General features: G+C 37.7%; 28 protein-coding genes. 15 read left to right on the forward strand and 13 right to left on the reverse strand.

The features are described 5' to 3' along the window. Positions 1-9: 9 nt before the first annotated feature. The 3 genes from rny to BLP81_RS04445 all read left to right on the forward strand — a co-directional run bounded on the left by rny (position 10) and on the right by BLP81_RS04445 (position 3269). Positions 10-1572, forward strand: coding sequence for a ribonuclease Y (gene rny / locus BLP81_RS04435; RefSeq protein ID WP_093366200.1), 1563 nt, complete (start codon positions 10-12; stop codon positions 1570-1572). A 320-nt stretch (positions 1573-1892) separates the two neighbouring features. Beyond that, complete coding sequence (locus BLP81_RS04440) at positions 1893-2387, forward strand: outer membrane beta-barrel protein (protein WP_093366202.1); 495 nt, start codon at positions 1893-1895, stop codon at positions 2385-2387. 402 nt (positions 2388-2789) lie between these two features. Further along, on the forward strand, positions 2790-3269 hold the full coding sequence (locus BLP81_RS04445; protein WP_143002811.1) for an outer membrane beta-barrel protein: 480 nt from the start codon (positions 2790-2792) through the stop codon (positions 3267-3269). A 78-nt stretch (positions 3270-3347) separates the two neighbouring features. Here BLP81_RS04445 and BLP81_RS04450 read toward each other — a convergent pair whose 3' ends face one another. Together BLP81_RS04450 and BLP81_RS04455 are read right to left on the reverse strand one after the other, a co-directional pair. Next, complete coding sequence (locus BLP81_RS04450; protein WP_093366206.1) at positions 3348-3767, reverse strand: nucleoside-diphosphate kinase; 420 nt, start codon at positions 3765-3767, stop codon at positions 3348-3350. A gap of 59 nt (positions 3768-3826) precedes the next feature. Next, a complete protein-coding gene (locus tag BLP81_RS04455) occupies positions 3827-4885 on the reverse strand; it encodes an alkaline phosphatase D family protein (RefSeq protein WP_093366208.1) in 1059 nt (352 codons plus the stop codon). 72 nt (positions 4886-4957) lie between these two features. Here BLP81_RS04455 and BLP81_RS04460 point away from each other — a divergent pair, with 72 nt between their 5' ends. The 4 genes from BLP81_RS04460 to BLP81_RS04475 all read left to right on the forward strand — a co-directional run bounded on the left by BLP81_RS04460 (position 4958) and on the right by BLP81_RS04475 (position 8749). Beyond that, positions 4958-5971: a DHH family phosphoesterase gene (locus BLP81_RS04460; protein ID WP_093366210.1), complete on the forward strand. Its 1014-nt coding sequence runs from the start codon at positions 4958-4960 to the stop codon at positions 5969-5971. Next, positions 5968-6510 (forward strand): gliding motility-associated peptidyl-prolyl isomerase GldI, encoded by a 543-nt coding sequence (gene gldI, locus BLP81_RS04465; RefSeq protein WP_093366212.1) that lies wholly within the window; start codon positions 5968-5970, stop codon positions 6508-6510. The genes BLP81_RS04460 and gldI overlap by 4 nt, the downstream gene beginning before the upstream one ends. 12 nt (positions 6511-6522) lie before the next feature. Next, entirely contained in the window at positions 6523-7569 is a 1047-nt protein-coding gene (locus BLP81_RS04470) for a peptidylprolyl isomerase (protein ID WP_093366214.1), read from the forward strand. 115 nt (positions 7570-7684) lie between these two features. Next, positions 7685-8749 carry a peptidylprolyl isomerase gene (locus tag BLP81_RS04475; protein ID WP_093366216.1) on the forward strand — a complete coding sequence of 355 codons (1065 nt, stop codon included), beginning with the start codon at positions 7685-7687 and terminating at the stop codon, positions 8747-8749. A 59-nt stretch (positions 8750-8808) separates the two neighbouring features. Here BLP81_RS04475 and BLP81_RS04480 read toward each other — a convergent pair whose 3' ends face one another. Continuing rightward, positions 8809-8997, reverse strand: a complete 189-nt coding sequence (locus BLP81_RS04480; RefSeq protein WP_093366218.1) for a CsbD family protein — start codon at positions 8995-8997, stop codon at positions 8809-8811. Positions 8998-9049: 52 nt separating this feature from the next. On the opposite strand from BLP81_RS04480, the gene BLP81_RS04485 reads away from it, so the two are divergent. Both BLP81_RS04485 and BLP81_RS04490 read left to right on the forward strand, forming a co-directional pair. Then, the gene (locus tag BLP81_RS04485) at positions 9050-10162 is read left to right on the forward strand and encodes an esterase-like activity of phytase family protein (protein WP_093366220.1); all 1113 of its coding nucleotides are present in this window, start codon (positions 9050-9052) and stop codon (positions 10160-10162) included. Continuing rightward, positions 10163-10741 (forward strand): SixA phosphatase family protein, encoded by a 579-nt coding sequence (locus BLP81_RS04490; protein ID WP_093366222.1) that lies wholly within the window; start codon positions 10163-10165, stop codon positions 10739-10741. Here BLP81_RS04490 and BLP81_RS04495 read toward each other — a convergent pair. Beyond that, positions 10728-11477 carry a DUF6503 family protein gene (locus tag BLP81_RS04495; RefSeq protein ID WP_245686409.1) on the reverse strand — a complete coding sequence of 250 codons (750 nt, stop codon included), beginning with the start codon at positions 11475-11477 and terminating at the stop codon, positions 10728-10730. The genes BLP81_RS04490 and BLP81_RS04495 overlap by 14 nt on opposite strands. Positions 11478-11562: 85 nt before the next feature. Here BLP81_RS04495 and smpB point away from each other — a divergent pair, with 85 nt between their 5' ends. Then, positions 11563-12027: an SsrA-binding protein SmpB gene (gene smpB, locus BLP81_RS04500; protein WP_093366224.1), complete on the forward strand. Its 465-nt coding sequence runs from the start codon at positions 11563-11565 to the stop codon at positions 12025-12027. An 18-nt stretch (positions 12028-12045) separates the two neighbouring features. Then, positions 12046-14520: a DUF5686 and carboxypeptidase regulatory-like domain-containing protein gene (locus BLP81_RS04505; protein ID WP_093366226.1), complete on the forward strand. Its 2475-nt coding sequence runs from the start codon at positions 12046-12048 to the stop codon at positions 14518-14520. Positions 14521-14526: 6 nt separating this feature from the next. Here the strand turns inward: BLP81_RS04505 and BLP81_RS04510 are convergent, their stop codons facing one another. The 8 genes from BLP81_RS04510 to BLP81_RS04545 form a co-directional block, all read right to left on the reverse strand. Then, positions 14527-15168 (reverse strand): protein-L-isoaspartate(D-aspartate) O-methyltransferase, encoded by a 642-nt coding sequence (locus BLP81_RS04510; protein ID WP_093366228.1) that lies wholly within the window; start codon positions 15166-15168, stop codon positions 14527-14529. 90 nt (positions 15169-15258) lie between these two features. Beyond that, entirely contained in the window at positions 15259-16146 is an 888-nt protein-coding gene (locus tag BLP81_RS04515; RefSeq protein ID WP_093366230.1) for a cation diffusion facilitator family transporter, read from the reverse strand. A gap of 1 nt (position 16147) precedes the next feature. Then, positions 16148-16942, reverse strand: a complete 795-nt coding sequence (locus BLP81_RS04520; protein WP_143002812.1) for a cation diffusion facilitator family transporter — start codon at positions 16940-16942, stop codon at positions 16148-16150. A gap of 9 nt (positions 16943-16951) precedes the next feature. Beyond that, positions 16952-17341, reverse strand: coding sequence for a DUF302 domain-containing protein (locus BLP81_RS04525; RefSeq protein ID WP_093366234.1), 390 nt, complete (start codon positions 17339-17341; stop codon positions 16952-16954). A 47-nt stretch (positions 17342-17388) separates the two neighbouring features. After that, the gene (locus BLP81_RS04530; RefSeq protein ID WP_093366236.1) at positions 17389-17880 is read right to left on the reverse strand and encodes a DUF2231 domain-containing protein; all 492 of its coding nucleotides are present in this window, start codon (positions 17878-17880) and stop codon (positions 17389-17391) included. A 1-nt stretch (position 17881) separates the two neighbouring features. Next, positions 17882-18202 (reverse strand): hypothetical protein, encoded by a 321-nt coding sequence (locus BLP81_RS04535; protein WP_093366237.1) that lies wholly within the window; start codon positions 18200-18202, stop codon positions 17882-17884. Positions 18203-18339: 137 nt separating this feature from the next. Next, positions 18340-18696 carry a SpoIIAA family protein gene (locus BLP81_RS04540; protein WP_093366239.1) on the reverse strand — a complete coding sequence of 119 codons (357 nt, stop codon included), beginning with the start codon at positions 18694-18696 and terminating at the stop codon, positions 18340-18342. 626 nt (positions 18697-19322) lie between these two features. Further along, a complete protein-coding gene (locus tag BLP81_RS04545; protein ID WP_093366241.1) occupies positions 19323-20009 on the reverse strand; it encodes a hypothetical protein in 687 nt (228 codons plus the stop codon). Between the two features lie 208 nt (positions 20010-20217). On the opposite strand from BLP81_RS04545, the gene BLP81_RS04550 reads away from it, so the two are divergent. The 4 genes from BLP81_RS04550 to BLP81_RS04565 all read left to right on the forward strand — a co-directional run bounded on the left by BLP81_RS04550 (position 20218) and on the right by BLP81_RS04565 (position 24060). Next, on the forward strand, positions 20218-21186 hold the full coding sequence (locus tag BLP81_RS04550; RefSeq protein ID WP_093366243.1) for a Gfo/Idh/MocA family protein: 969 nt from the start codon (positions 20218-20220) through the stop codon (positions 21184-21186). 18 nt (positions 21187-21204) lie between these two features. Next, the gene (locus tag BLP81_RS04555) at positions 21205-22095 is read left to right on the forward strand and encodes a 3-hydroxybutyryl-CoA dehydrogenase (protein WP_093366245.1); all 891 of its coding nucleotides are present in this window, start codon (positions 21205-21207) and stop codon (positions 22093-22095) included. 2 nt (positions 22096-22097) lie between these two features. Next, entirely contained in the window at positions 22098-23336 is a 1239-nt protein-coding gene (locus tag BLP81_RS04560) for a DUF1015 domain-containing protein (RefSeq protein ID WP_093366247.1), read from the forward strand. A gap of 64 nt (positions 23337-23400) precedes the next feature. Then, positions 23401-24060, forward strand: coding sequence for a YggS family pyridoxal phosphate-dependent enzyme (locus BLP81_RS04565; protein ID WP_093366249.1), 660 nt, complete (start codon positions 23401-23403; stop codon positions 24058-24060). Between the two features lie 350 nt (positions 24061-24410). Here the strand turns inward: BLP81_RS04565 and BLP81_RS04570 are convergent, their stop codons facing one another. Next, on the reverse strand, positions 24411-24839 hold the full coding sequence (locus tag BLP81_RS04570) for an Hsp20/alpha crystallin family protein (protein ID WP_093366251.1): 429 nt from the start codon (positions 24837-24839) through the stop codon (positions 24411-24413). Positions 24840-24982: the final 143 nt, after the last annotated feature.

Raw genomic sequence — 24982 nt, forward strand, 5'->3', positions numbered from 1 at the left:
TATACAATTATGGAAATTACATTTATTATAATAGCAGCAATTGCAGGTCTTATCATCGGTTTTATAATTTCGAAAACCATCGACAGCAAAGCTGCTACCGGCACTTTGAAAAGTGCCGAGAAAGAAGCTCAAAAAATCATTAAAGAGGCTGAAAAAGAAGGAGAAAGCGTCAAAAAAGACAAAATACTTCAAGCCAAAGAAAAGTTTATAGAACTTAAATCTGAGCACGAGAAGGTTATCCTTTCCAGAGATCAAAAAATAAGCGAAGCTGAAAAAAGGACGAAAGACAAAGAATCCCAGGTGTCCAATGAACTTTCTAAAAACAAGAAACTCAATTCAGAACTTGAAGAAAAACTAAAAGATTATTCGTACAGAAATGAATATCTGGAGAAAAGGCAGGAGGAAATCGATAAAATTCTTCAGCGTAAAATCAACCAATTAGAGGTGTTAAGTGGACTGAGTGCAGAAGATGCCAAAGCGCAACTTATGGAGTCGCTCAAGGAAACCGCTAAAGCTGAGGCCATGCAGATGATACAGGATACGGTTGAAGAAGCTAAGCTGACAGCACAGCAGGAGGCTAAAAAAATAGTGATCAACACCATACAAAGGGTTGGAACTGAAGAAGCTATAGACAATTGTGTTTCGGTTTTCAATTTGGAAAGCGACGACGTTAAAGGTAGAATCATTGGTCGTGAAGGTCGAAACATAAGAGCTATTGAGGCGGCTACGGGTGTAGAAATCATCGTCGATGATACTCCTGAAGCTATTATCTTATCCTGTTTTGACTCTATACGTCGTGAAGTCGCCAGACTGTCCTTACATAAACTGGTAACCGATGGCCGAATTCACCCGGCAAGAATTGAAGAAGTCGTCAAGAAAACCAGGAAAGCGATTGATGAAGAAATTATAGACATAGGTAAGCGCACAATCATCGATCTTGGCATTCACGGCTTACATCCCGAGCTTGTCAAGATGGTAGGACGAATGAAATACAGATCGTCTTACGGCCAGAATCTTCTGCAACACTCCAGAGAGGTCGCCAACCTGTGTGGCATTATGGCTTCAGAACTCGGACTAAATCCAAAACTTGCCAAGCGGGCCGGATTACTCCATGATATCGGTAAAGTTCCCGAAAACGAAACCGAACTTCCACATGCTATTTTAGGAATGCAGTGGGCAGAGAAATACGGTGAAAAACCAGAAATCTGCAATGCTATAGGAGCTCACCACGATGAAGTGGAAATGACTTCCCTGCTCTCTCCACTGGTGCAGGTTTGTGATGCCATAAGCGGCGCAAGACCAGGAGCTCGACGACAAGTTCTGGACTCCTATGTAAAACGACTCAAAGACCTTGAAGAGATTGCCTTTGGATTTGGCGGAGTGAAAAAAGCTTATGCTATCCAGGCAGGAAGAGAGTTGAGAGTCATTGTAGAAAGTGAAAAAGTAACCGATGAAAAAGCCTCAGCCTTATCCTTTGAAATCTCCCAAAAAATACAAACGGACATGACCTACCCTGGACAAGTAAAAGTAACGGTGATCCGGGAAACCAGGGCCATCAATATAGCTAAGTAAATACCCTTTATACCACAAAAAAGCTCTTTCTAAGGAAAGGGCTTTTTTTTTAAGGTATTTTAAAACAAAAAAAGAGCTGACTTAATCGATCTGTTACACTGAAAGCGGTAAACGCAATTGAATTGACTCTCTATACCTACTCTCCTTTGACTTTATCCGTGCTAGCCAAAATAAACCAAAGCTAATGTTAAAAGAATATACTAGACACTTATACATTAGCATAAATCTGATGATATTATTGAATTATTTTTAAAATAAATGTCATATTAATAATATTTACTATTTTTGATAAAATAATTATCAATTTAAAAATATTCAAAATGAAAAATATCTTTCTTTTAGGAGCGTTTTTAATCTCTGCCTTAAGTATGAGTGCTCAAGAAACAAATGTTAGTATCAGTGGTGCTTTACCGACTGGCGATGCTGCAGATTTTACAAGTTTTGGCCTTAATATTGATGCCAATTATTTATGGCAAGTGTCAGAACAATTTGACTTAGGAGTTACAGCAGGATATCATCACTATTTCGGTGAAGATGTTGATTTAGGCGGTTTAATGGTTGAAGTAGACGATTTTGGATTTCTTCCAGTTGCTGCAGCGGCTCGTCTAAATTTGAATGAAAGCATAACTTTTGGTGCAGATGTTGGTTATGCTATCGGAGTAAGCCCGGACGGAAATGATGGAGGTTTTTATTATGCTCCAAAAATTCAGTATGGTTTGACCTCAACTTTAGATATTGTTTTAGCTTATAAAGGGATCAGTAGGGATGGAGGTTCTTTTGACTCTCTTTCTCTAGGTGTTGAATTTGGATTATAATCCAAAACTAAGCTTAACTTAAAAGGGCTGTTTCGTTTGAAACAGCTTTTTTTTTGATTCAGCATTATAGCAAGACTAAAATTGCTCTCTTCCTGAAAATGAAAGTTGCTTTCTATGTTAGCATTTTCATCCATATCGTTTTTGTGAGTTGTTTATCCATTAATCATAATTATGCATTTGATAAGTAGCTAAAAATCAGGATAAAATGACTGTTTTACATTTGATTATTGTATCAAACATTTGAGCAGGAATAAGCCTTGAAAGCCTAATGTGTAAATTTATTCGTAAAAAATATAAGTTATAAAATTAATTAAAAAAGGCGTTAAGAGGTTTTAAAATAAATAAACAACTCAAAAAATAAAGTTAGCTTGGCGATAGTAATAACCATAAAAATCAATAGACATGAAGAAAGTAATTTTATTAGCAGCTTTTGTAGTTTCAACCTTAAGTATGAATGCTCAGGAATTTAATCTAGGTCTAAGCGGAGCACTTCCTGTAGCCGACACAGAAGAATTATCTACTGCTGGTTTGCTCCTGGATGCCAATTATTTATGGAATGTTTCTGAAAGATTCGACTTAGGGGTAACTGCCGGTTATCACCATTATTTTAGTGATGATCCAAATAATGTAGATTTAGACGATTTCGGATTTTTACCTGTAGCAGTTTCAGGCCGATTTAATGCTACTGAAAATTTGGCCATTGGAGCTGATTTCGGTTTTGCCGCAGGTGTTACAGACTCAACTGACGAAGGCTTCTATTACGCACCTAAAGTTCAGTACGGAGTAACCCAGGCCATTGATATCGTTCTTGCTTACAGAGGAATAAATCAAGACTATGGATCTTTTGATTCCGTTTCATTAGGTATAGAATTCGAATTATAAATCACTGAGTTCTCTGATGAATCAAAAAAGGGCTGTTTCGTTTGAAACAGCCCTTTTTTATATAACTCGTTTTAAATACTAAAACTGCTCTCTTCCGGAAAAATGAAAGTTGCTTTCGATTGTTGCATTTTCATCACTGTCACTTCCGTGAATAGCATTTTCACTGATGGAAGCCGCATATTTTTTACGAATCGTGCCTTCAGCAGCCTCTTCAGGATTGGTAGCACCAATCAGTGTTCTGAAATCATCAACCGCATTTTCTTTCTCAAGAATTGCAGCGACGATAGGTCCGCTGGTCATATAATCTACAAGTTCTCCATAAAAAGGTCTCTCTTTATGAACTTCGTAGAAGGTTTTAGCATCCTGTTCTGTCATTTGCGTCATTTTGAGCGCAACGATTCTAAAACCTGATCCAGTAATTTGTTTAAGGATTTCTCCTGTATAGCCTTTAGATACTGCATCTGGCTTAAGCATGGTAAATGTTTTATTTCCTGCCATTGTCTTATTTTTTATATAAGCAGCAAAAGTAAGCAATTCTAAAGACTTTTACCTGCTTCCTACTTTGAGAAACTCAGTTTTAAATTTTGAATCACATCACCGTCTTTAGTCGATTTTATTTTTAATTCCGCTTCTTCATTTTCCAAATCCAAATCGACAATTCCATAGCTGGTTTTAGCAACAACTTCGCCTACTCTGTATTGATTTGGCTCTCCATCATAAGAAGAGTACGCATGGGTTAAGCCACTGGAGGTGAAATCAGTTAAAGGATAATCCAGTCCCTCGATTTTCTTTTGAGAAAATTCTGAAATGTGTCTGTCCCCGCTTAACATCAATACATTATCAAGCGAATATTCCAGAAGTAGGCTTTGCAATTTTTCAACCTCATGAGGAAAATTACCCCAGGTTTCGAATCCGTGCTCACTGGATAGAAACTGGATACTGCTCACGATGATATTGAAGTCCGCTTCCGAATTTTTAAACTCCTCTTCAAGCCACTTCCACTGTTCATGTCCCAAAAGTGTAGAATCTGCTGAGGTATATGGCTTATATCTTCTCCTGGAATCTTCTGCCTTCAGCAATCCATCTCTAAAGTAACGCGTATCCAACATATAAAATTTGATGGTTTTACCACCAATCTGAATACTTTGAGCCTGATAGACTCCTCCCCTGTTTGCCATAGCATCTGTAGAATCTATGTCCATAAAATCCATAAAGAGGGTCTTTGCTTCTTCTTTGTATTTCCATTCTTTACCAGCATCGTTTTTACCGTAATCATGGTCATCCCAGACGCCTATAACGCCATAAGGAAGTTCACTCACGAAAGATTGGTAATGGGTGTTATGCTTAAGTGAATCATACTTAGCTTCCATCAATTCCATATCTGGGGTATCAGCATAGATATTGTCGCCTCCCCAAATAAATATATCTGCAGAATCTTTTTGGATGACAGACCAGTAATCCTGGGGCATATCCTGACGGTTACAACTTCCTAAAGCAATTTTAAAATTAGTTTTTTGATCGGTATCAGCTGTTTCTTCTGAATTTCCTTGAGAATTAGGTTTACAAGACCCTAACAGGATTGAAGCTAAAACAAGTACTAAGAATCTATTATTCATGTTTAAACATTTTTGGCAAATCTAGAACTTCCAGTGTTATTGCATTATTAAGAATTCGTACATTTGAAAACTATGAGAAAAAATTCAATCGATGGGCTTAAAAGCCAATTGAGTACAGATTCAAAAGTAAGTATTATAGGTCATAAAAACCCGGATGGTGATGCTTTAGGTTCAACATTGGGTCTGTCATTATTTCTGGCAAAACTTGGAATTTCAACTCAGGTCATTATGCCCAACGGATTTCCGGATTTTCTCAAATGGCTTCCAGGTATTGATCAGGTCCTTTGTTACGATGCACATCAAGCTGAATGTGAAAAAAAATTAGTGGAATCTGATTTTGTTTTTACTTTAGACTTCAATGATCTCGGCAGAACTGGTAATCTGGGCGAGTTTCTCAAAACCCTGGACACGAGTTTTGTAATGATAGATCATCATCAGGAATCTTCGGATTATGCTGAGTTTATGCTTGTCGATACGCATATAGCTTCAACCTGCGAACTTGTATATGAGTTTATAACGACAGAATATTTAGAACAGAAATTAACAGCTGAAGTAGCGAGTTGTCTGTATACCGGCATAATGACAGATACAGGTTCTTTTAGGTTCCCTTCAACGACCAGTAAAACGCACAGAATCATTGCAGACCTGATTGATGCTGGGGCAAAAAACAGTCAGATTCATCAGGACATCTACGATAATAACGCAGAAAGCCGGCTTCACCTGCTTGGTAAAGCCCTCCAGAACTTAAAAGTATTGAGAGACTTTAGTACAGCTTATACTTATTTATCTCAAGAGGATCTTGACACGCATGGCTTTAAAAAAGGAGATACAGAAGGCTTTGTAAATTATGCTCTATCTTTAAAAGAAATTAAATTTGCAGTGATCTTCATTGAAAACAAATCTGAAAAAATTGTCAAAATATCCTTCAGATCAATCGGTGATTTTGATGTGAATGCATTCGCTCGATCGCATTATAGTGGGGGAGGTCATAAAAATGCAGCAGGAGGTAAAAGCGATCTAAGTCTCGAGTCGACTTTAGTTGAATTTGAAAACACATTGAAATCCTATAAAAAAGAACTCATATGAAATTAGTATTATATATAGTGCTTTGCCTTTTCTTGGTTCAGGGATGCAAGTCTCCTGAACCAAGAAAACCCGTAAGTAGGGCTTCCAAAAGTTTTACAAATAAGTCTTTAAAAATGAATAAAGCTATTGTTGAAAAAGAAGAGTCTTATATCCGAGAACTGATCAAAAAAGATTCGGCTAACACTTATATTACTTCTGCTGATGGATTTTGGTATTATTACAATGAACAAAATAAACAAGATACCCTCACGCCACAATTTGGTGATGAAGTAGAGTTCAATTACAACCTTCTCACTTTACAAGGAGATACGATTTACTCTAGAAAGGAACTTGGTGAAAGAGCTTATGTCATTGATAAGGAAGAAATTTTCACAGGCCTTCGTCAAGGGCTGAAACTGATGAAGGAAGGTGAAACTATCACCTTTTTATTCCCCTCTCATCAAGCTTATGGGTATTATGGCGATAACGATAAAATAGGCACTCATGTAGCTTTAAAAGCGACTGTTACTTTAAATGAAATAAAACCAAAAACTGATTAAAACTTGAATACTATGAAAACACTGAAATTATCATTAATTGCTTTAATAGGTCTTTTAATTTATAGCTGCTCGTCCGAATACCCAAAACTGGAAGATGGGCTTTACGCAGAGTTTGAGACTTCAGAGGGAGATTTTGTTACCGAGCTTTACTACAAAAAAGTACCAATGACCGTAGGTAACTTTGTCGCTTTAGCCGAAGGGAATCATCCGAAAGTTGACGAGGAATACCAAAATGAAAAATTCTACGACAGCATTATTTTCCATAGAGTTATCGATGGTTTTATGATACAGGGCGGTGATCCTGAGGGTACAGGTCAGGGCGGACCCGGTTATTCTTTTCCAGATGAATTCGACCCCGAACTTACACATGAAAAAGGAGTGCTTTCAATGGCCAATGCCGGACCAGGTACAAATGGTAGCCAGTTTTTTATCACCCTTGCACCCACACCACATTTGGATGGCAGACATAGTGTCTTTGGAAAATTGGTAGTTGGCGAAGCAGTTGTTGACAGCATTGGAAAAGTGGAAACCAAAAAACCTGGAGACAGACCTGTTGAAGATGTGGTTATTGAAACGGTTAATATTATAAGAAAAGGTAGTGATGCAAAAGCTTTTGATGCAGTTGAAGCTTTCGAGGAAGGTCTAAAAAAGGCTGAAGAAGAGAAAAAAGAAGCCCTGGCCTTAAGAGAGGAAAAACTAGAAGAGGCTAGCGAGGGATTTGAAGTAACAGATAGCGGACTGCGTTACAACATCACCACAGAAAATCCGGATGGGGTATCACCAGAGGCTGGAGATATGGTCAAGGTGCATTACTCAGGATATCTTTTGGATGGTACAAAATTTGACTCTTCAATAGACCGGGATCAACCTATCGAATTTGCCGTAGGAACCGGTAGGGTTATTCCAGGTTGGGATGAAGGCATAATGCTTTTAAAAACTGGAGAAAAAGCTGAATTCGTTATTCCTTCTGAGTTAGCTTACGGCCCCAGACAGGTTGGACCAATTCCTGCTAACTCCATTCTTAAGTTTGAAGTTGAACTACTCGAAGTAGACAAATAATCCCACTATACATAAACTGGCTTTCAAACATTTACTGTCAACTATAGACATTGACAGTAAATGTTTTTAAGTTTAGAGACATCTACAGTAAGTTTAAAGCTTTAATAAAATACACATGAATAAACATAAAAAAGAATCATTTTCACTATTGCTACTTGCTTTACTGGCTTTCCTTATTCAAGCCTGCTCTTCTCCTTATTCAGAATTGGAGGACGGGCTTTATGCAGAATTTGAAACCTCGAAAGGGGATTTTATAGCTGAATTATACTTTCAGGACGTCCCAATGACTGTTGGTAATTTTGTAGCACATGCAGAGGGCATTCATCCTTTAACTGAAGACCGTTACAAAGACCAGAGATTATATGACAGCCTGATTTTTCATCGAGTGGTAAAAGATTTTATCATTCAGGCCGGCGATCCCAGAGGAACTGGCCGAGGTGGCCCCGGATTTACGTTTCCAGATGAATTTAGCCAACTGCACACGCACGACGAAAAAGGAGTTTTATCTATGGCTAATTCAGGTCCAAACTCGAATGGCAGCCAGTTTTTTATCACATTAAGGCCTGCACCTGACCTGGATAATAAACACAGTGTTTTTGGCAAAGTGGTTGAAAACTATGACGTCGTAGACTCCATTGGCAATGTTGAAACCAACAGAGCTGACAGACCTTTGCAGAAGGTTTTTATCGAGAAAGTCAATATTATAAGAAAAGGAACTGCTGCTGAAAATTTTAATGCTGTTGAAGCTTTTACAGAAGGCTTTGCAGCTTACGAAAACAAGCTAAAAGAAAATGCCCAAAAAAGAAAAGAAGTTCTGAAAGAACTTTCTGAAGGCTATGAAGTGACTGAGAGTGGATTAAGGTATGACATCACAAAAAAAGTGAACACGGGGGAATCTCCTAAACCTGGAGATATGCTTAAGGTGCATTACGAGGGATTTCTTACGGACGGTACAAAATTCGACTCCTCACTCGATCGCGGTGAACCCATTGAATTTAAACTGGGGGTTGGGAAGGTCATTCCAGGCTGGGACGAAGGTCTGCAACTTTTAAAGGAGGGTGAAAAAGCAAGATTCATCATTCCACCCCACTTATCGTATAACGAAAGAGCAACAGGTCCTATTCCTCCGTATTCGATTTTAATATTTGACGTAGAACTTGTAGAGGTAATCAGCAAATAAAACAAAATAGCCCTGCTACTTGTCGCAACAGGGCTATTCTTATTTAAAGAAATGTAATGTTACATATTATCGATTTCCTCTTTTAATTGTTCTTTGGTTTTGCCGGTTTTTTCTTGAAGTTTACCGAGCATTTCATCAAACTTGCCTTCAGAATACTGCAAGTCGTCTTCTGAAATGTGTTCAGCATATTTTTGCTTGAATTTACCTTTAACTTCTTTAAATTTTCCCTCTAATTGATCTAAGTTCATAATATTTAGTTTTAGATTTATAATTCTAATTTACTATACAATTCCTTGTTATATGTTAATTCGTTCTTATTTAACTCAACTTTTAGGCCTGGGCCTCTTCTTCGTTTTAGTTATAGGTTGCGGTACTACCAAAGCTTTAGAACACCAAAACCTGGAAGTCGAATTTTTGGACGAATACACACTCCCCGCGGGTTTTGACGTTAAAGGGGAAACCTACGGTGGAATTTCAGGAATTGATTTTAAAGCTGGAGAACTCATTATGATCAATGACTCTCCTTCTAATCCTTTACTCTTTTCTGCTGAATTTAATCTCGATGGCTATACTCTTGACACCCTTGTATTTACATCGGTCTTAAAACTCAAGAGGGATGCTTTTTATAAGAAAAATGCTTTGGATATGGAGTCTGTTCGGTATGATGGGATGGATTACCTGATTTCTACCGAAGGAAACATCAATAAAGATCTTCCTCCAAGAATTTTTAAGATAAGCAAAAACGCCGAGTTTATTGAACATTATCCGCTGCCGGATTACTTTCTGCCAAACGGTACTAACCAGCCCAGGCATAATGGCGTTTTCGAGGGATTATCCATGAGCTCAAATTCGAACGGATTTTGGTTTGCCAACGAGCTTCCCCTGGAAAATGATGGTAAGGCTCCAAAGCTTTACACTACCAATTCACCTGTTCGAATAAGCTATTATGATAGAGATCTAAATCAAATTACCAGGCAGTATGCCATGGATTTGGATAGGATTATAAAAATTCCGCTTCTTCCGTTTGCCGTTAATGGATTGACAGAACTCCTTCAGCTCGATGAAAATAGATTCATTGTCTTAGAAAGGTCTTATTCAGCAGGTCATAAAAGCCATGGCAACCGAGTGAAATTATTTCTGATTGATATTAGTAAAGCCACAGACATCAAAGACACAAAGGCACTTAGCACGGCTTCCAAAAACATAGTTTATGCCAAAAAGAGCCTCCTTTTTGATTTTAAAAGCATCAAATCTAAACTGACTGATAAAATTGTGGACAACCTGGAGGGAATTTGCTTTGGTCCTATACTGCCCAATGGAAATAAAGCTTTGATCCTTACCTCTGATGATAATTTCAGTAATTTTGGACCTCAGCTAAATCAATTTATTGTTTTAGAATTAAAATCGAATTAAATGAAATCTACGCCACTTTACATATTTATCTTAATGTTAATTTTTATGACCTCCTGTAGCGAATCCAGCACATCTTCTTTTCCTTACGATATTCCTCAAGGTCAAGACCCTCAAAACACGACATATTATTTTTTAAGACATGCGGAAAAAGACACATCCCAGCCTCAGGAAAAGGATCCTCATCTCACCGAAGAAGGCCTTCGCAGAGCCAATTATATGGCAGCTTATTTTGCTGATAAAGATTTAGACTTGTTTTATTCTACTGATTATAGCCGGACTTTACAAACACTTATCCCCATTGTTCATAAATTTGAAGGAACTATCCAAAGTTACAATGCCCAAAAAGACACCTTGTTTACCGAGGAGTTTTGGAAAGAAACTTATGGAAAAAATGTTATAGTGGTGGGACATAGCAACACCAATCCAAAATTTGTCAACCAAATCATTTCAGAAAAAAAATATCAGGACCTGGATGAAAGTAACTATGACGTTTTTTTTAAAGTTGAAGTTGAAAAAGACCTAAGTGTTAAAGATTCTATGATCACAAGAGAAGTTCCTGAGGATTTTACTTACAATTAAGCTCAACTGGAGTTAGTTTTATATCCTTGTTTTCTATAACAGATAAAAGTTCGAGTTTATCATTTTCAAATAGGTCTGCCAGACCTTTAAGGTTTTTTGATTTTACTTTTGGTTTATAATTTTCATAATCCTGGAAAACGACACCTTCTATCGTTCTTCTGTTGATCGCTTTTCTAAAACGCAGACCACCTTCATTGACTATAAAGCTGTAAGCTAAATAATCCATAGAAAAATCTTCCACATCAAACCAATATATATAGACATCTTCAAAATCTACTCCTCCCCCATCTTCAGAAAATTTGACTTTCAGTTTATGATAGGTTTTGTCCTGAATCTCTTCCTTACCAAGATAAGATAAATTGACAGCTTCGTCTTTCAGTCTTAAGGGGAGCTGCGTGAAATAATGAACAGAATTGACGGATTCGTAATAGGAAAAAGCGGTAGAGTCTGCCAGTTTTACCAGTGAATCTTTGTAATAACGCGTAAGTTTTTCATTGACTAATACGTCTCGGATAGGTTTTGATTTAGAAATTCTTTCAAATCTAAACCCGTCACAGGTGGGAATAGCTTTATACGTATACTTTCGAAAATCAAATTTGAGAATGTTGGAGTTCAGCTTCGATTTGCCTGAGTAAGCAATGGCTTTATTTACAATTTCTTCTGGAGCAGGAGTCGTATCAGATCCTTGACAACTCACCAACGCAATCATTAAAAGTCCAAAAATATAGTTCATCATAGTATTAATTTAACCATAAACATTAGTCGCTACTTACCTCTATCCTTTCAAAAGTCTTATTTTTGAACGAATTACTTGAAACTCTATGGTAAAAAATAAAGTCAATATAAAGAATAAGAAAGCAAGATTTCAATATGAAATCCTGGACAAATATACAGCAGGAATTGTATTAGCCGGCACCGAAATCAAATCCATTCGCGAAGGTAAAGCTACAATTGCCGAAAGTTTTTGTGAATTCAATGATAAAGGAGAACTCTTTGTGATCAATATGGACGTCCAGGAGTATTCTCACGCTACGCACTTCAATCATAAACCCAAAAATGCCAGAAAGCTCTTACTCAATAAACAAGAACTGAAAAAGCTTTATAAAGAAGTTAGAAACACAGGACTTACTATCATTCCATTAAGATTGTTTCTCAACGACAGAGGCTTTGCAAAATTACAAATCGCTTTATGTAAGGGTAAAAAGCTGCATGACAAGCGTGAAACCATAAAGGATAGAGATACGAAGCGGAAGCTTAACCGCATCAATAAAACTTACAATACTTAGAAAGAGCTAAGCATCTCGATGAAACATCAACTCTTCCTTTTTTGCTTTTTATTCTTTTCAGTGTTTGCTCAGGCTCAGATTACCGGGAAAGTGACAGATACTGAAAAACGGCCTCTTCAAAATGTAAACGTTTATGTGGAAGGGACTTTTACAGGAACGACGACCAATGCCAGCGGCGAGTTCAAACTAAATATAGAGTTAGCCAAATCCCAGGTTCTTATTTTCAAGTTTCTGGGTTTTGAAACCGAAAGAAGAACTCTTGAAAAGAATGAAACTTATCTGGAAGTTCAGCTTTCAGAAAAAGTGACCAGCCTGGATGATGTGGTGATCACCAGTAGCGAAGATCCTGCTTATGCCATTATCAGAAACGCCATTGCTCAACGCAAGGAGAACTTAGCAAAGATCAAAGAATTTAAAGCTGACTTTTATTCCAAAGGACTCTGGGAAATTCAAAACGCACCAAAAAAAATACTTGGCCAGGAAGTGGGCGATCTCGGTGGAGGTTTGGATTCCACTAGAAGTGGTGTGGTTTACTTAAGTGAAACGGTTTCTAAAATAGCTTATAAAGCTCCCAATAAGTTTAAAGAGCGCATCATCGCTTCCAAAGTAAGCGGAAACGACAGGGGCTTTAGTTTTAATTCTGCAGAAGATTTCAATTTTTCATTTTATGAAAACACCATTGATTTAGGAAATAATCTGGTATCACCTATCGCCGATTTTGCATTATCCTATTACGATTATGAACTCGTTGGAACATTTTATGACAACGATAAATTTCTTGTCAATAAAATTAAAGTGATTCCCAAACGCCCCAATGATATTGTATTTAGCGGCCATATGTATATCCTGGAAGATACCTGGGAGATTTATGGCATTGAATTAAAAACCACTGGAAAATCTTTGCAAATTGAAGTGGTTGACGAAATCAATCTCAACCAAACCTTTAAATACAGCGAAGAGAACGCATTCTGGGCACTGATCTCCCAGGATATTTCCTTCAGCTGGGGAATATTTGGGGTTTCAGGAGGCGGAGACTTTGTCGCTTCCTATCAAAACTATGACTTCAACCCCGGACTCACCTCTAAGGATTTCAACAATGCCATTATCGTTTTTGAGAAAGAAGCCAACACCAAAGACAGTTTGTTTTGGAAAAAAAACAGGCCGGTGCCGCTGACGAGCTTAGAGCTGAAGGATTACGCTTTCAAAGACAGTATTCAAACGCTCAAAAACTCCCCGGCCTACAAAGACTCTATTGATGCCGTTAGAAATACCTTCAGCCTAACCGATCCTGTTTTCGGCTATTCCTGGCAGAATTCAACCACTCATCGGGAAGCTGGATTTACTGGGCTTACCGATATCAATAACAACACCGTTCAGGGCTTTAATATTAAATCTGATGTCTATTTCAGACAAAAAGATACCGCAGGCACCTACCGAAGGTTTTGGGAACTCCGCTCCTTTTTCGATTATGGATTTTCTGAAGAAAAGCTAAGAGTTTATGGAAAGTGGACTAAAAAATTCAATAATTTCTCCAGACCTTTCCTCAGTCTTTCCGGAGGAACTAAGCTGGAAGAAATCAACTCTACCAACCCTATCAATGAACGCTTATCTACACTGGCCTCTGTCTTTTTTGAAAGAAATTATCTCAAATTATACGAAACTACTTTCGGTGAAGTCAGTTATAGTCAGGAGGTCTTCAACGGACTGAGGATGAGTGCAGCTTTTAAGTTTGAGAGAAGGCGAGCCTTAATCAATTCCACAAACTCACCGATAATCCCTAATGAAAATGGAGGATTCACAGCCAACAACCCCCTGGCACCACAGGATTTTGGCTCACTGCTATTTCCTTCACATAATATCGGTAAGCTAAGAATCGCCGGAGAACTCAATTTTGACCAGGAATATGTACTGACGCCCAATGGAAAATACAATACCTACAGCAATAAGTTTCCCGTCTTGAGTTTTCTGTATGAAAAGGGGATGGCTTCAGATCTTAAAGATTACCATTTTGATTTGCTAAAAGTCAGACTTACTCAGACTAAAACCCTCTCCCGGTTTGGTGAATTGGCTTATAGTTTAAATGGTGGCTTATTCTTTAATGCCGACGAAATTTCATTTTTAGATTATAAGCATTTCGCAGGCAATCAAACCAGAATAGGCACTTCAGAAAATTACCTCAACCAATTTAATCTATTGCCTTATTATGCGCTTTCAACCAATTCACATTATGCAGACGTTCATGTAGAACACAACTTTAAAAGTTATGTTCTGAACAAGGTACCCTTGCTCAATCAACTCAATTTCAATCTGGTTATAGGGGCTAAAAGCCTGTTTACGGATGCCCGCAACCCGTATTCTGAATTTTCTGTCGGCTTGGATAATTTGGGGTTTGGAGAGTTCAGATTTTTTAGGCTCGATTATGTCAAGCCCTACCAAAGCGGCTGGCAAAGTGGTGCCCTTATCTTCGGCATCAAATTACTGGATCAATTCTAAACCTTTTTAGTTTTTATCCTCCAGCAGCGGAACGAACCTGAATTCTCCGAAGGTTTCCTTTTGAAATTTTGTAGGTGTAGTTCTTGTCAGTAAAGTCATAATTTGCGGATCTTCCCCTACGGGGATCACAAGCCTGCCTCCAACTTTAAGCTGAGACAGCAGAGGCTTTGGAATAAAAGGAGCCCCTGCAGTTACGATAATCTTATCGAACGGCGCATACTCTGGAAGCCCTTTATAACCATCTCCAAAACTCATAAATTTGGGTCTGTATCCCAGCTGCTCCAGGAAGTTCCTGGTTTTTTTGTAGAGTTTTTGCTGACGCTCAATGGTGTACACTTTGGCTCCCAATTCACATAACACAGCCGCCTGGTAACCACTTCCCGTCCCCACTTCCAAAATCAAATCTCCGGGTTTGACCTGAAGCAGCTCCGTTTGGAAAGCAACGGTAAACGGCTGAGAAATGGTCTGTCCTGCAGCAATAGGAAATGCTTTATCCTGATAGGCATGGTCTTCAAAACTACTGTCCATAAACAAATGCCTGGGAATTGAGTTGATGGCATTCAAAACCTTCTCGTCTTTGATGCCTTTTTCCCGAATCAATTCTACCAGTAATTTGCGTTTACCCTGCTGTCTGTAACTGTCTTCCAAGCCTTTATGTTTTGACGTATATGGAAGTAAATTTAGAAAAAAATTCAGGTAAATGAAGAGAATAGAAAAGTTTAAAAATGTAGATTTTATTTAAATTTTAGATTTCCCGTAACTGCAGTCTTCATCTTTGCCTTCAAATTCGATGGTGATATGCTCAATAGATTCATCGTGGAGTCTGGAACGCATCTTCTCTTTCAAATCGGATACTTCAGAGAGCTTATAATCTTGTTCTAATCTCACATGAACTGACATCACGTTATAGTTTCCATCTAAAGACCAGACGTGGAGATCATGAATTTCTATAATTTCAGACATGTCCAAAAGCTGGCTTTTAACCTCATCCAGGGAAACCTCTGAAGGGGTCGCCTGCAAAATCACCTGCATGCTTTTCTTCAGGTTTCTGTAAACATTGTAAATCACGTATAGCGATATCAAAATGGATAAAAACGGATCGATAAAGGGCGCATCGAAGTTCATCATAATGATACTTCCGACTAAAACCGCTGCCCAGCCAAGCACATCTTCGAGCAGGTGTAAAGACACCACCTTTTCATTCATGGATTCACCCTTTCTCAGTTTAAAAACTGCCGCGCCATTCACAATAATCCCAAGAATAGCCAGGTAAAGCATGCCTTCAGCATGTGTTTCTTCCGGATTAAATAGCTGTGGTATGGCCTGAGTTAGAATAAATGTAGAACCAACCGCTAGTACTACGGCATTGATGATTGCCCCTAATAAAGAAAAACGCTTATAACCGTATGAATAATTTTGGGTTCGTCCCCTGTTTGAAAGTCTTTGAAAATACCATGAAAGCCCCAGACTCAGACTATCCCCCAGGTCATGTAAAGCATCCGATAAAATAGCCAAACTATTGGTATAAATACCACCGATTATTTCTATAATCGTAAACACTAGATTTAGAAAAAAGGCAACTTTTAAATTACCGGTACCGTGAGAATGATCGTGGTGATGTGCCATTTTATTTGGACAGTTTTAGAATCCTAAAGGCGCCTTGTATGACAAAAGTGAAAACTAGTCCACCAATAACCAAATCCGGCCATTTACTATTCAGGTAATAAACCAGAATCCCTGCCACTATAACTCCGCCATTAACAATAATATCATTGGAAGTAAATATGGAACTCGCCTGCATATGTGCTTCTTTGCTCTGATTTTTGTTGATCAGCCAAAGCGAAACCAGATTACCCGCTAAAGCAAAAATGGAAACGATAATCATAAACTGAAACAAGGGGGTTTCACTGTCAGTAAAAAATCGTCTCAGAACCTCTGAAAAACCGATCAATGCCAAAAGCATCTGGAAATAACCACTCACTTTTGCCACTTTTTTCTTCCGAAGTGCAGTTGAACCGACCACCAGAAGACTGAGCGCATAAACAATAGAATCGGCGAGCATATCCAGAGAGTCCGCTATCAAACCCATGGAATTGGAAATCCAACCCGTGGTCATTTCAACGACAAAGAACGTGAAATTAATACCCAATACCCACCAGAGGATTTTGCGTTGCTGGTTATCGTTTTTGTTAGCAACAGGCAGTTCTGCTTCCTCTGTCCTTTTTAATTCGTCCTTAAGCCCAAGCTCATGAATCGCCTGATGAATGCCTCTCAGATTAGTGGTGTGATAGACTTCAAGTTTTCGGTTGGAAATATCAAAGGAAAGCTGCTTAACCTCGTCAAAATTTTCCAGCTTCATGCGAATCATCTGCTCTTCTGAAGGGCAATCCATCTGGCTAATGTGGAAAGTTGTTTTATTCAAATCCGCAGATTAATTTAGGTTGTCGACCGCTTTTTTTAATTTTTCTCTGATTTCATTGGCAATCTCAGACAAGCTATCATTGCCTACAGACTGCATTGAAGCTACAGGGTCTATAGCCGCTATTTCAATACCTTCGTCCAGTTTCTGAACGATAACGTTACACGGTAACATAGTACCAATTTTATCCTCAGCCATTAGTGCTTTATGAGCAAATGGCGGATTGCAAGCGCCTAAGATTTTGTAAGGACGAAAATCTACATCCATCTTTTTCTTCATGGTCTCTTTGATATCGATTTCTGTAAGAATCCCAAAACCTTCTTCTTTAAGAGATTCAGTAATCAAATCGATGGCCTGGTCAAAAGATTTGTTCTTTAACAAGGTTGAATGATAGTAAGTCATGATGTATATTTTTTAAGTTATAATTAATTCTATAAGTCTAATATTTTTCAATCGCTGAACTCAACACAGTCTTGTGAAGGCATATATACTCCAGCACCTTGTTGATAAACGAGTTTGGCACCTAAGTGTCCTGTGTAAACCATGAATCCCGAACCTATCAACATCAGTATGACTACGATAAGTTTAAGCCATTTGACATAATTTTTAGACCGTTTAAATGCGGATGCTGCGTCCAACAAAAAAGCTGCTGTAAATAACCAAGCTAATGTATAAGCTGAATTTTCATGAGCTTCCAATACTGTTGGATCACATAGTGTTCTCGAAACAATCCCATCTGCTAGATTTCCCGTATAAATAGCTATCCAAACTCCAAATATGCCGAGTAAAAGTAAAACACTTCCACCCCCTTTCCAAGTTTGTCCTTTTAGAAAAAGATTTAAAACTTTAAATAGAGAAGCTACTAACAGAAGAGCGATGGGAAAGTGAACTACTAGGGGATGCCAAATTTCCGTTCGCCAAAATTCAGGCAGCTCAGTCATTTTATTCCAGGATTTTCACTGAAAGAGGATCGAGACGCTTTCCAACTCTTTCTACTTCTACCACCACTCTTTGGCCTTTCTGCAAGGCTGAAAAATCTACTTTTTCACCACTTTTGGTAAGTGTGGTTTGATCGGTAAAATAAAGCTCCAAGGTTTGATCATCTAATGTTTTTACATAAATCTCTGTTTTGTCTGCCTCTACTTCCTCAATAGTACCTTCATAAGTCCCTGAATCCACAACATCTGTGTTTCCTCCACATGCCGTAAGCATTAAGATAATTAGGCTTAACATACTCCCTGTTTTAAATAATCTTGTTTTCATTATATGTATTTTAATCATTTGTATTCGCTTTCAATTTTAGTATTGCTGAGTTTTTTAAACAAACGCAGATATTTCAATTCCAAAACACTAAAATTTAGAAGTCGCTAAAAATTAGTTCGAATTAGGCCCTAAACCCTTTACATGCCAATCCATTTTTTAGCAGATGCTCTTTCTTCTAAATCAAAGTGTTTCACTTCAGAATCTGTGAAAAAATCTGTGGCTTCGGCAGCCCATTCATGCCATTTTTTTCCGCCGACGATAGCCATATTGCCGTAATCTGAAATATGTGAAGAATCTATTTTCAGACCTTCCCAAAATCCTTCAAGATCGTAGCCTTTAAAATCATGCAGTTCTATATAAAATTCTACTTTTTCATTAGTATTAAGAATATGCTGAATGAGTGGGTGAAATTTTTGTATGTCTTCTTTTGACACCTTTCCCCTAATTTCAACTGCAATTAAGTTCTCTTTTTTTGTGTCTAAAAATTCAATCATAATTTTATTATTAAATTAAAATTCAGTCACTGAACAATTTTTTTAAACATAAAAACTATGTGACTTTCTATAGTTTTTTACGTCTTTCTTTTTTAAGTAAAGCCCTATTCTGTAAAATCTTTTGTCTCCACTAGGTTTTATAATTTAGACCTGCTTTAACAATCCCTAATTTAGTTAACTTTAATGTGTCTCTAAAAGTTTTTAGATAGTTATAACAAGTCATTTATTTTGCCTTTCTGGCTTAATTATAATTTTTTGAATCGAAACCCCCTCTTCTTTTAAAAGAAACACTAATCAGATTCTATTCAGTTTCCCTGACCTCAGATTTTCTCTTTACCGAAGCGTCTTTCTTAAAAAATAACCTGATATCTTCCAGGCTTAAGTATAAGCAGGGAACAATCACCAGTATAATGTAAGTCGCGAAGATGATCTCAAAACCCAAAGAAATAGCCATGAGTTATTAATGAACGGAAAACAAAGGATAAAGCATTCTTAAACTTTAAATTGAAAATTGTGAGGCATTAAACTTTAGGAAGATTTAAACTGTTTACTGCTGGTTAGAAATAGTTAAACAACCTGGTTAAAGCATTGGAATAATTGAGTTATTCCTGAGAAATAAAAAAACGCTATTTACTTTCTATAATATAGGTCAGCTGAGGAGTAGTTGCCTTTGTAAATTCTATACCCAACTCTTTTTCCATTTTGGCTTTTAAATCTTCAAAAGAATTTCTTTTAAAACTGTAATTAATTCTTTCTGAAGTAGTATCTGCTAACACTTTTTTTGAAAATTCAGAATTCATCAGCTTTGCTATCATGGATAAGTCAGTATTCTTTATTTTAATAGAGTTATTGTTTTTAAAGATTCTTGAAGTTTCATTTTCTGAATTGCTTCTGTGCTCAAGAAACTTGGCCGTATCCTGAATTTGAAGTTTGAATGTGGGTTGTGCTTTTGATGTTAACTTTAAATCCCACTTGTTTAGGATATCTTCAATAATTTGTTGCCGAACAGATTTTTCGTTGCTCTTTTGTTCTATTAATACCGTAAAATAATCACCCTTAAATTCTTTACTTTTTACTTTAATGCTAGTTGAATCTGTTTTAATCAATACTGCAAACAATTCTTTAAGATTTATCCTTTCAGCATTAACCATTAAATTCTTTTTTTCATATCTATTGGTGAAATCATTATGAAAACCAGAAGCTTTTTGAATATCAATTTCGTAGTCATCTGTGATTACATAAATTGAATCATCATTACAGGAAATCAGTAAAACTAAGAATGAAATAAGCAATAGAGTATTTTTTAATTTCATGATTTAATGTTTATTAAACTTTGAACTAGCTGGGTTAATTAACTTTTATAATACAATTATAGTCTTATTTGATTATTTTCTCACAAAATTGAAACTAATTTCATAGATGAAATGCCATTAGCAAACTCTAAAGGAATTCCTATAAGCTTTCTTAAGGTCGGCATTACTAAAAAAAGAAATGTTACTTTTGTTTAAAATCATATTATTTATGCTAAAAGTCGGTGTTTTGGGAGCAGGACATCTAGGTAAAATTCACCTCAGATTGCTCAATGAATCCAAAAAATATTCACTTGTTGGATTTCACGATACAAATAAAGAACATGCCTTAGCCGTAGAAAAGGAATTTGGCTATCGGTATGTTGAAAATTACGCGGACCTGCTTAAGGAAGTGGATGTGATCGATATCGTCACCCCTACCACCAATCATTTCATCATGGCAGAACAGGCCATAAAAGCCAATGTTCATGTGTTTATAGAAAAACCCATTACTTCTACAGTCGAGGAAGCCGAAAACCTGATTCAGTTGGCCAAAGAACACCATGTGAAAGGTCAGGTCGGACATGTGGAGCGTTTTAATCCGGCCTTCAGAGCAGCCATTCCTAAAATCAATAACCCCATGTTTATCGAGTCTCACCGCTTGGCTGAATTTAATCCTCGAGGAACCGATGTCCCAGTCGTTTTGGACTTAATGATTCACGATATCGATGCGATTTTAAGCGTGGTCAAATCCAAAGTCAAACATATAAACGCCAGTGGCGTGTCCATCATTTCAGAAACTCCAGATATTGCCAATGCCAGAATTCAGTTTGAAAATGGATGTGTAGCTAACCTTACCGCCAGCAGAATTTCTTTGAAGAACATGCGCAAATCGCGGTTTTTCCAAAGAGATGCCTATGTCTCTGTGGATTTTCTTGAAAAAGTCACCGAAGTGGTCAAAATGAAGGACGCACCAAAAGAGCCTGATGATTTTGCGATGATTCTTCAAAATGCAGAAGGCGTCAAGAAACAAATCTATTTCGACAACCCGGACATACAGACCAACAATGCTATCCTGGATGAATTAGAAACCTTTGCCACAGCAATTGAAAAAGACACTACCCCTATAGTGACACTGGAACAAGGCACAGAAGCTTTACGAGTCGCTATACAAATCATAAAAGCATTTGATAACCAATAAATTTAAATTATACAGATCATGAAACATATCTCAATTATAGGAGCAGGAACCATGGGTAATGGTATTGCGCATACCTTTGCTCAGTTCGATTATAAAGTCAGTTTAATCGATGTAACCAAAGACAGTTTAGACAAAGGAATTGCGACAATCACCAGAAATCTGGACCGCATGGTGAGCAAAGAAAAAATAAGCGAGGACGATAAAAAACGGACGCTGGCCAACATCACGACATTTACAAGTATTGCGGATGGTGCCAAAAACGCTGACCTTGTTGTAGAAGCTGCCACAGAAAATGAAAAAATTAAGCTGGATATCTTCAGGGAACTCGATAAAGTTTGTCCATCTGAGGCTATCCTGTCTTCCAACACAAGTTCTATTCCGATTACTAAAATCGCTGCGGTAACCAACAGACCTAAACAAGTGATAGGGATGCACTTTATGAACCCGGTGCCCATCATGAAACTGGTGGAGATTATAAGAGGTTACAACACCAGTGATGAGGTTACCAAAACAGTCGTGGACTTGTCTAAAAACCTGGGTAAAGTCCCAACAGAAGTGAACGATTATCCCGGTTTTGTAGCAAATCGCATCCTGATGCCGATGATCAATGAGGCCGTTGAAACCTTATATAACAATGTAGCGGGTGTTCAGGAAATCGACACTGTGATGAAACTCGGAATGGCTCACCCTATGGGACCTCTTCAGCTGGCCGATTTTATTGGCTTAGACGTCTGTCTGTCTATTTTGGAAGTGATGTACGATGGTTTCAAAAATCCAAAATACGCCCCCTGTCCGTTGTTGGTCAATATGGTAAGAGCAGGCAAACTCGGCGTAAAATCCGGTGAAGGCTTCTACGATTACAGGGAAAACAAAAAGGCAGAAAAAGTGTCTTCACAATTTGACTCTTAACCATGCCTGTTGTCAAACCTTTTAGAGCTACCAGACCTACTCGTGATAAAGTAGGTCTCATAGCTTCAAAACCTTACGATACCTATACCAAAGCTCAAATAGAAGCTCGTCTGGATAACAACCCGTTTTCGTTTTTGCATATTGTGAATCCGGGATACAAATACAATAAAGAAATCTCTGGCAAGGAGCGTTTCGGACTTGTCAAAAACAGGTTCGAAGAATTCAAAGAAGACGGCAGTTTTCAGCAGGATGAAAAACCCTGCTACTATCTGCATAAAATCATCTACAGAAATGAAATACAGTTTGTGGGTTTTGTCGGCGCAGCCAGTACCGAAGATTACGAAAACAACAGCATCAGAAAACACGAAGACACACTCAAGGAAAAAGTGGATGTCTTTACAGAATATTTAAAAACGGTTCGGTTCAATGCCGATCCTGTTCTCCTAACCTTCCCCGACAATGCTGTTTTAGAAGGAATCTCTCAGGAACTGATGCAGGAACGACCGGAATATGAATTTACTACCACCTCCAGGGAAACCCATCACTTTTGGGTAATTGGTGATGAAGCGATTAAAGAGCAAATCGAGGCAGAATTCAAAGCCATGCAGCATATTTATATCGCCGATGGTCATCACAGAAGCTTGTCATCTATCGACTTGAAGAAAAAACTGCAGGCTGAAAATGAGACGCATACAGGTTATGAAGCTTACAATTATTTCATGGGTTTCTTTATTCCTGAAAGTCATTTAAGGATTCACGAGTTCAACAGACTTGTTAAGGATTTAAACGGCCTGAGCAAAGATGAGTTTTTGATAAAACTGGATGAGCAATTCAAAATTGAAAACCTGAAGCAGAATTATTACAAGCCATCGAAACCTCATCATTTTAGCATGTACCTGGATGGTGATTTCTACGAATTGAATTTGAGATTCAGAAATTATGATTTTCATGATGCCTTATCTAGGCTTGATGCGCAGATCCTGTACAACACCATCCTGAAGCCTATTTTGGGCATAGAGGACCTGAGAAATAATTCCAGACTGGAGTATAGTCAGGGCCAGAAAGACATGGCTTACGTGAAAGGGATGATTGATAATGGAGAATTTGAAGTTGGTTTCGGGATGTATCCTGCTAAAATTGACGAGATGAAAACCATTGCAGATGAGGGCATGAAAATGCCGCCGAAAACGACCTTTATTGAACCGAGACTGCGGAGTGGAATTACGATTTATGAATTCTAAATTTTTATCCAAAATGACAGATTTATAGTTAATTAAATTATTATCACATTTTAAAATTAAATTCATGGAAGGCACTATAAAGGAACATATTAAATTTTTTAAAGAAGAACTTGGAGAACATGTTGATCTGGTTGCCGTTTCCAAAACCAAGCCCAACGAAGATTTGATGGAGGCTTATGAAGCGGGGCAACGTATTTTTGGTGAAAACAAGGTTCAGGAGATGACCGGTAAATGGGAGTCTTTACCCAAAGACATCAAATGGCATATGGTGGGTCATGTACAAACCAACAAGGTAAAATACATGGCCCCTTATGTGGATCTGATACATGCTGTACAAAAGATGAAGCTGCTCAAAGAAATAAACAAACGGGCCAAGGAAAACGACCGTGTGATTAACTGCCTGCTCCAGGTGAAGATCGCTGAAGAAGATTCGAAATTCGGGATGTCTCCGGACGAATTGAGAGCCTTTTTAAAAGACCCAAAACTTGCAGAACTAAAAAACGTCAAACTTAAAGGCCTGATGGGTATGGCTACCTTTACGGATGATGAGGATCAAGTTCATAGAGAATTTCAAGTTTTAGAAGATCTCTATGAAGAGACTTCCAAAACCTATCCTGATTTCAGTATTCTGTCCATGGGTATGAGCGGTGACTACAAAATCGCCATGCAACACGGGACAACTATGGTGAGAATTGGGAGTTCGATTTTTGGAGAAAGAGGTTAAGGTTTCGATACATTTTTCCCCTCCTTCACAATCGATAAAAACACTCAAACTGACAAAAGCACACGGGCAGGTTACCAATAAGGTTTTTGTGTAATTTTTTAAAATCAAATTATTCTGTTTAAGTTCGAGCGAAGACGAGAACCAATTACATCTCGACTTAACTTGTCTTAAGCGAAGCCGAAAGGCTCGATGCTAAAACATTCAAAAAATGTAACCTAGCATTGAATGCAATACCAAAATTTCTAAAACCCAACCTGACAAAGAGATAAAATATTCAACTAGGTAACAATTGATAAAAAAAAGCCAACCTGTCGGCTGGCTTTTTTTTAGCTAATTCAAATCTAAACCAATTACTTGATCGAGATTTCTCTTGCCGGCTTTGGCTTAGCCTCTTCTCGTTTTGGAATATCCACATAAAGAACTCCATTTTTGTACTGAGCAGAAATCTTATCGCCGTCTACCGTATTTGGCAAGGTGAAGGATCTTCTAAACGACTGGTAACTAAACTCTCTTCGGGTATAGCGTTCCCCTTCTTCCTTTTCATGTTCTTCCTTTTTCTCTGAAGAAATAGTAAGTTCGTTGTTGTTCAGTTCGATTTTAAAATCTTTTTTATCAAATCCTGGAACAGCTACTTCTACGCCGAATTTATCTTCGTTTTCTTTGATGTTGACAGAAGGTAAAGTCGTGTTGGTTTCAGAGTAATCTCTGTTGAACATGTCGTTGTTAAAAAGTCTGTCGAACAGACTTACATCCTGATTTACATAACGTGTTGGTAACATAATTTATAAGTTTTAAAAGGTTAATATCTAAATTACATTTACACTATTTTCAAAATGAATACCAAATTGATTTTAAAGTTAAAAATGGATATTTCGGGTGTATTTTTAATCTTAAAATCAGATTAGTAGGAGATTTTAGATAA

Source organism: Psychroflexus sediminis (assembly GCF_900099815.1).
Classification (GTDB): Bacteria; Bacteroidota; Bacteroidia; order Flavobacteriales; family Flavobacteriaceae; genus Psychroflexus; species Psychroflexus sediminis.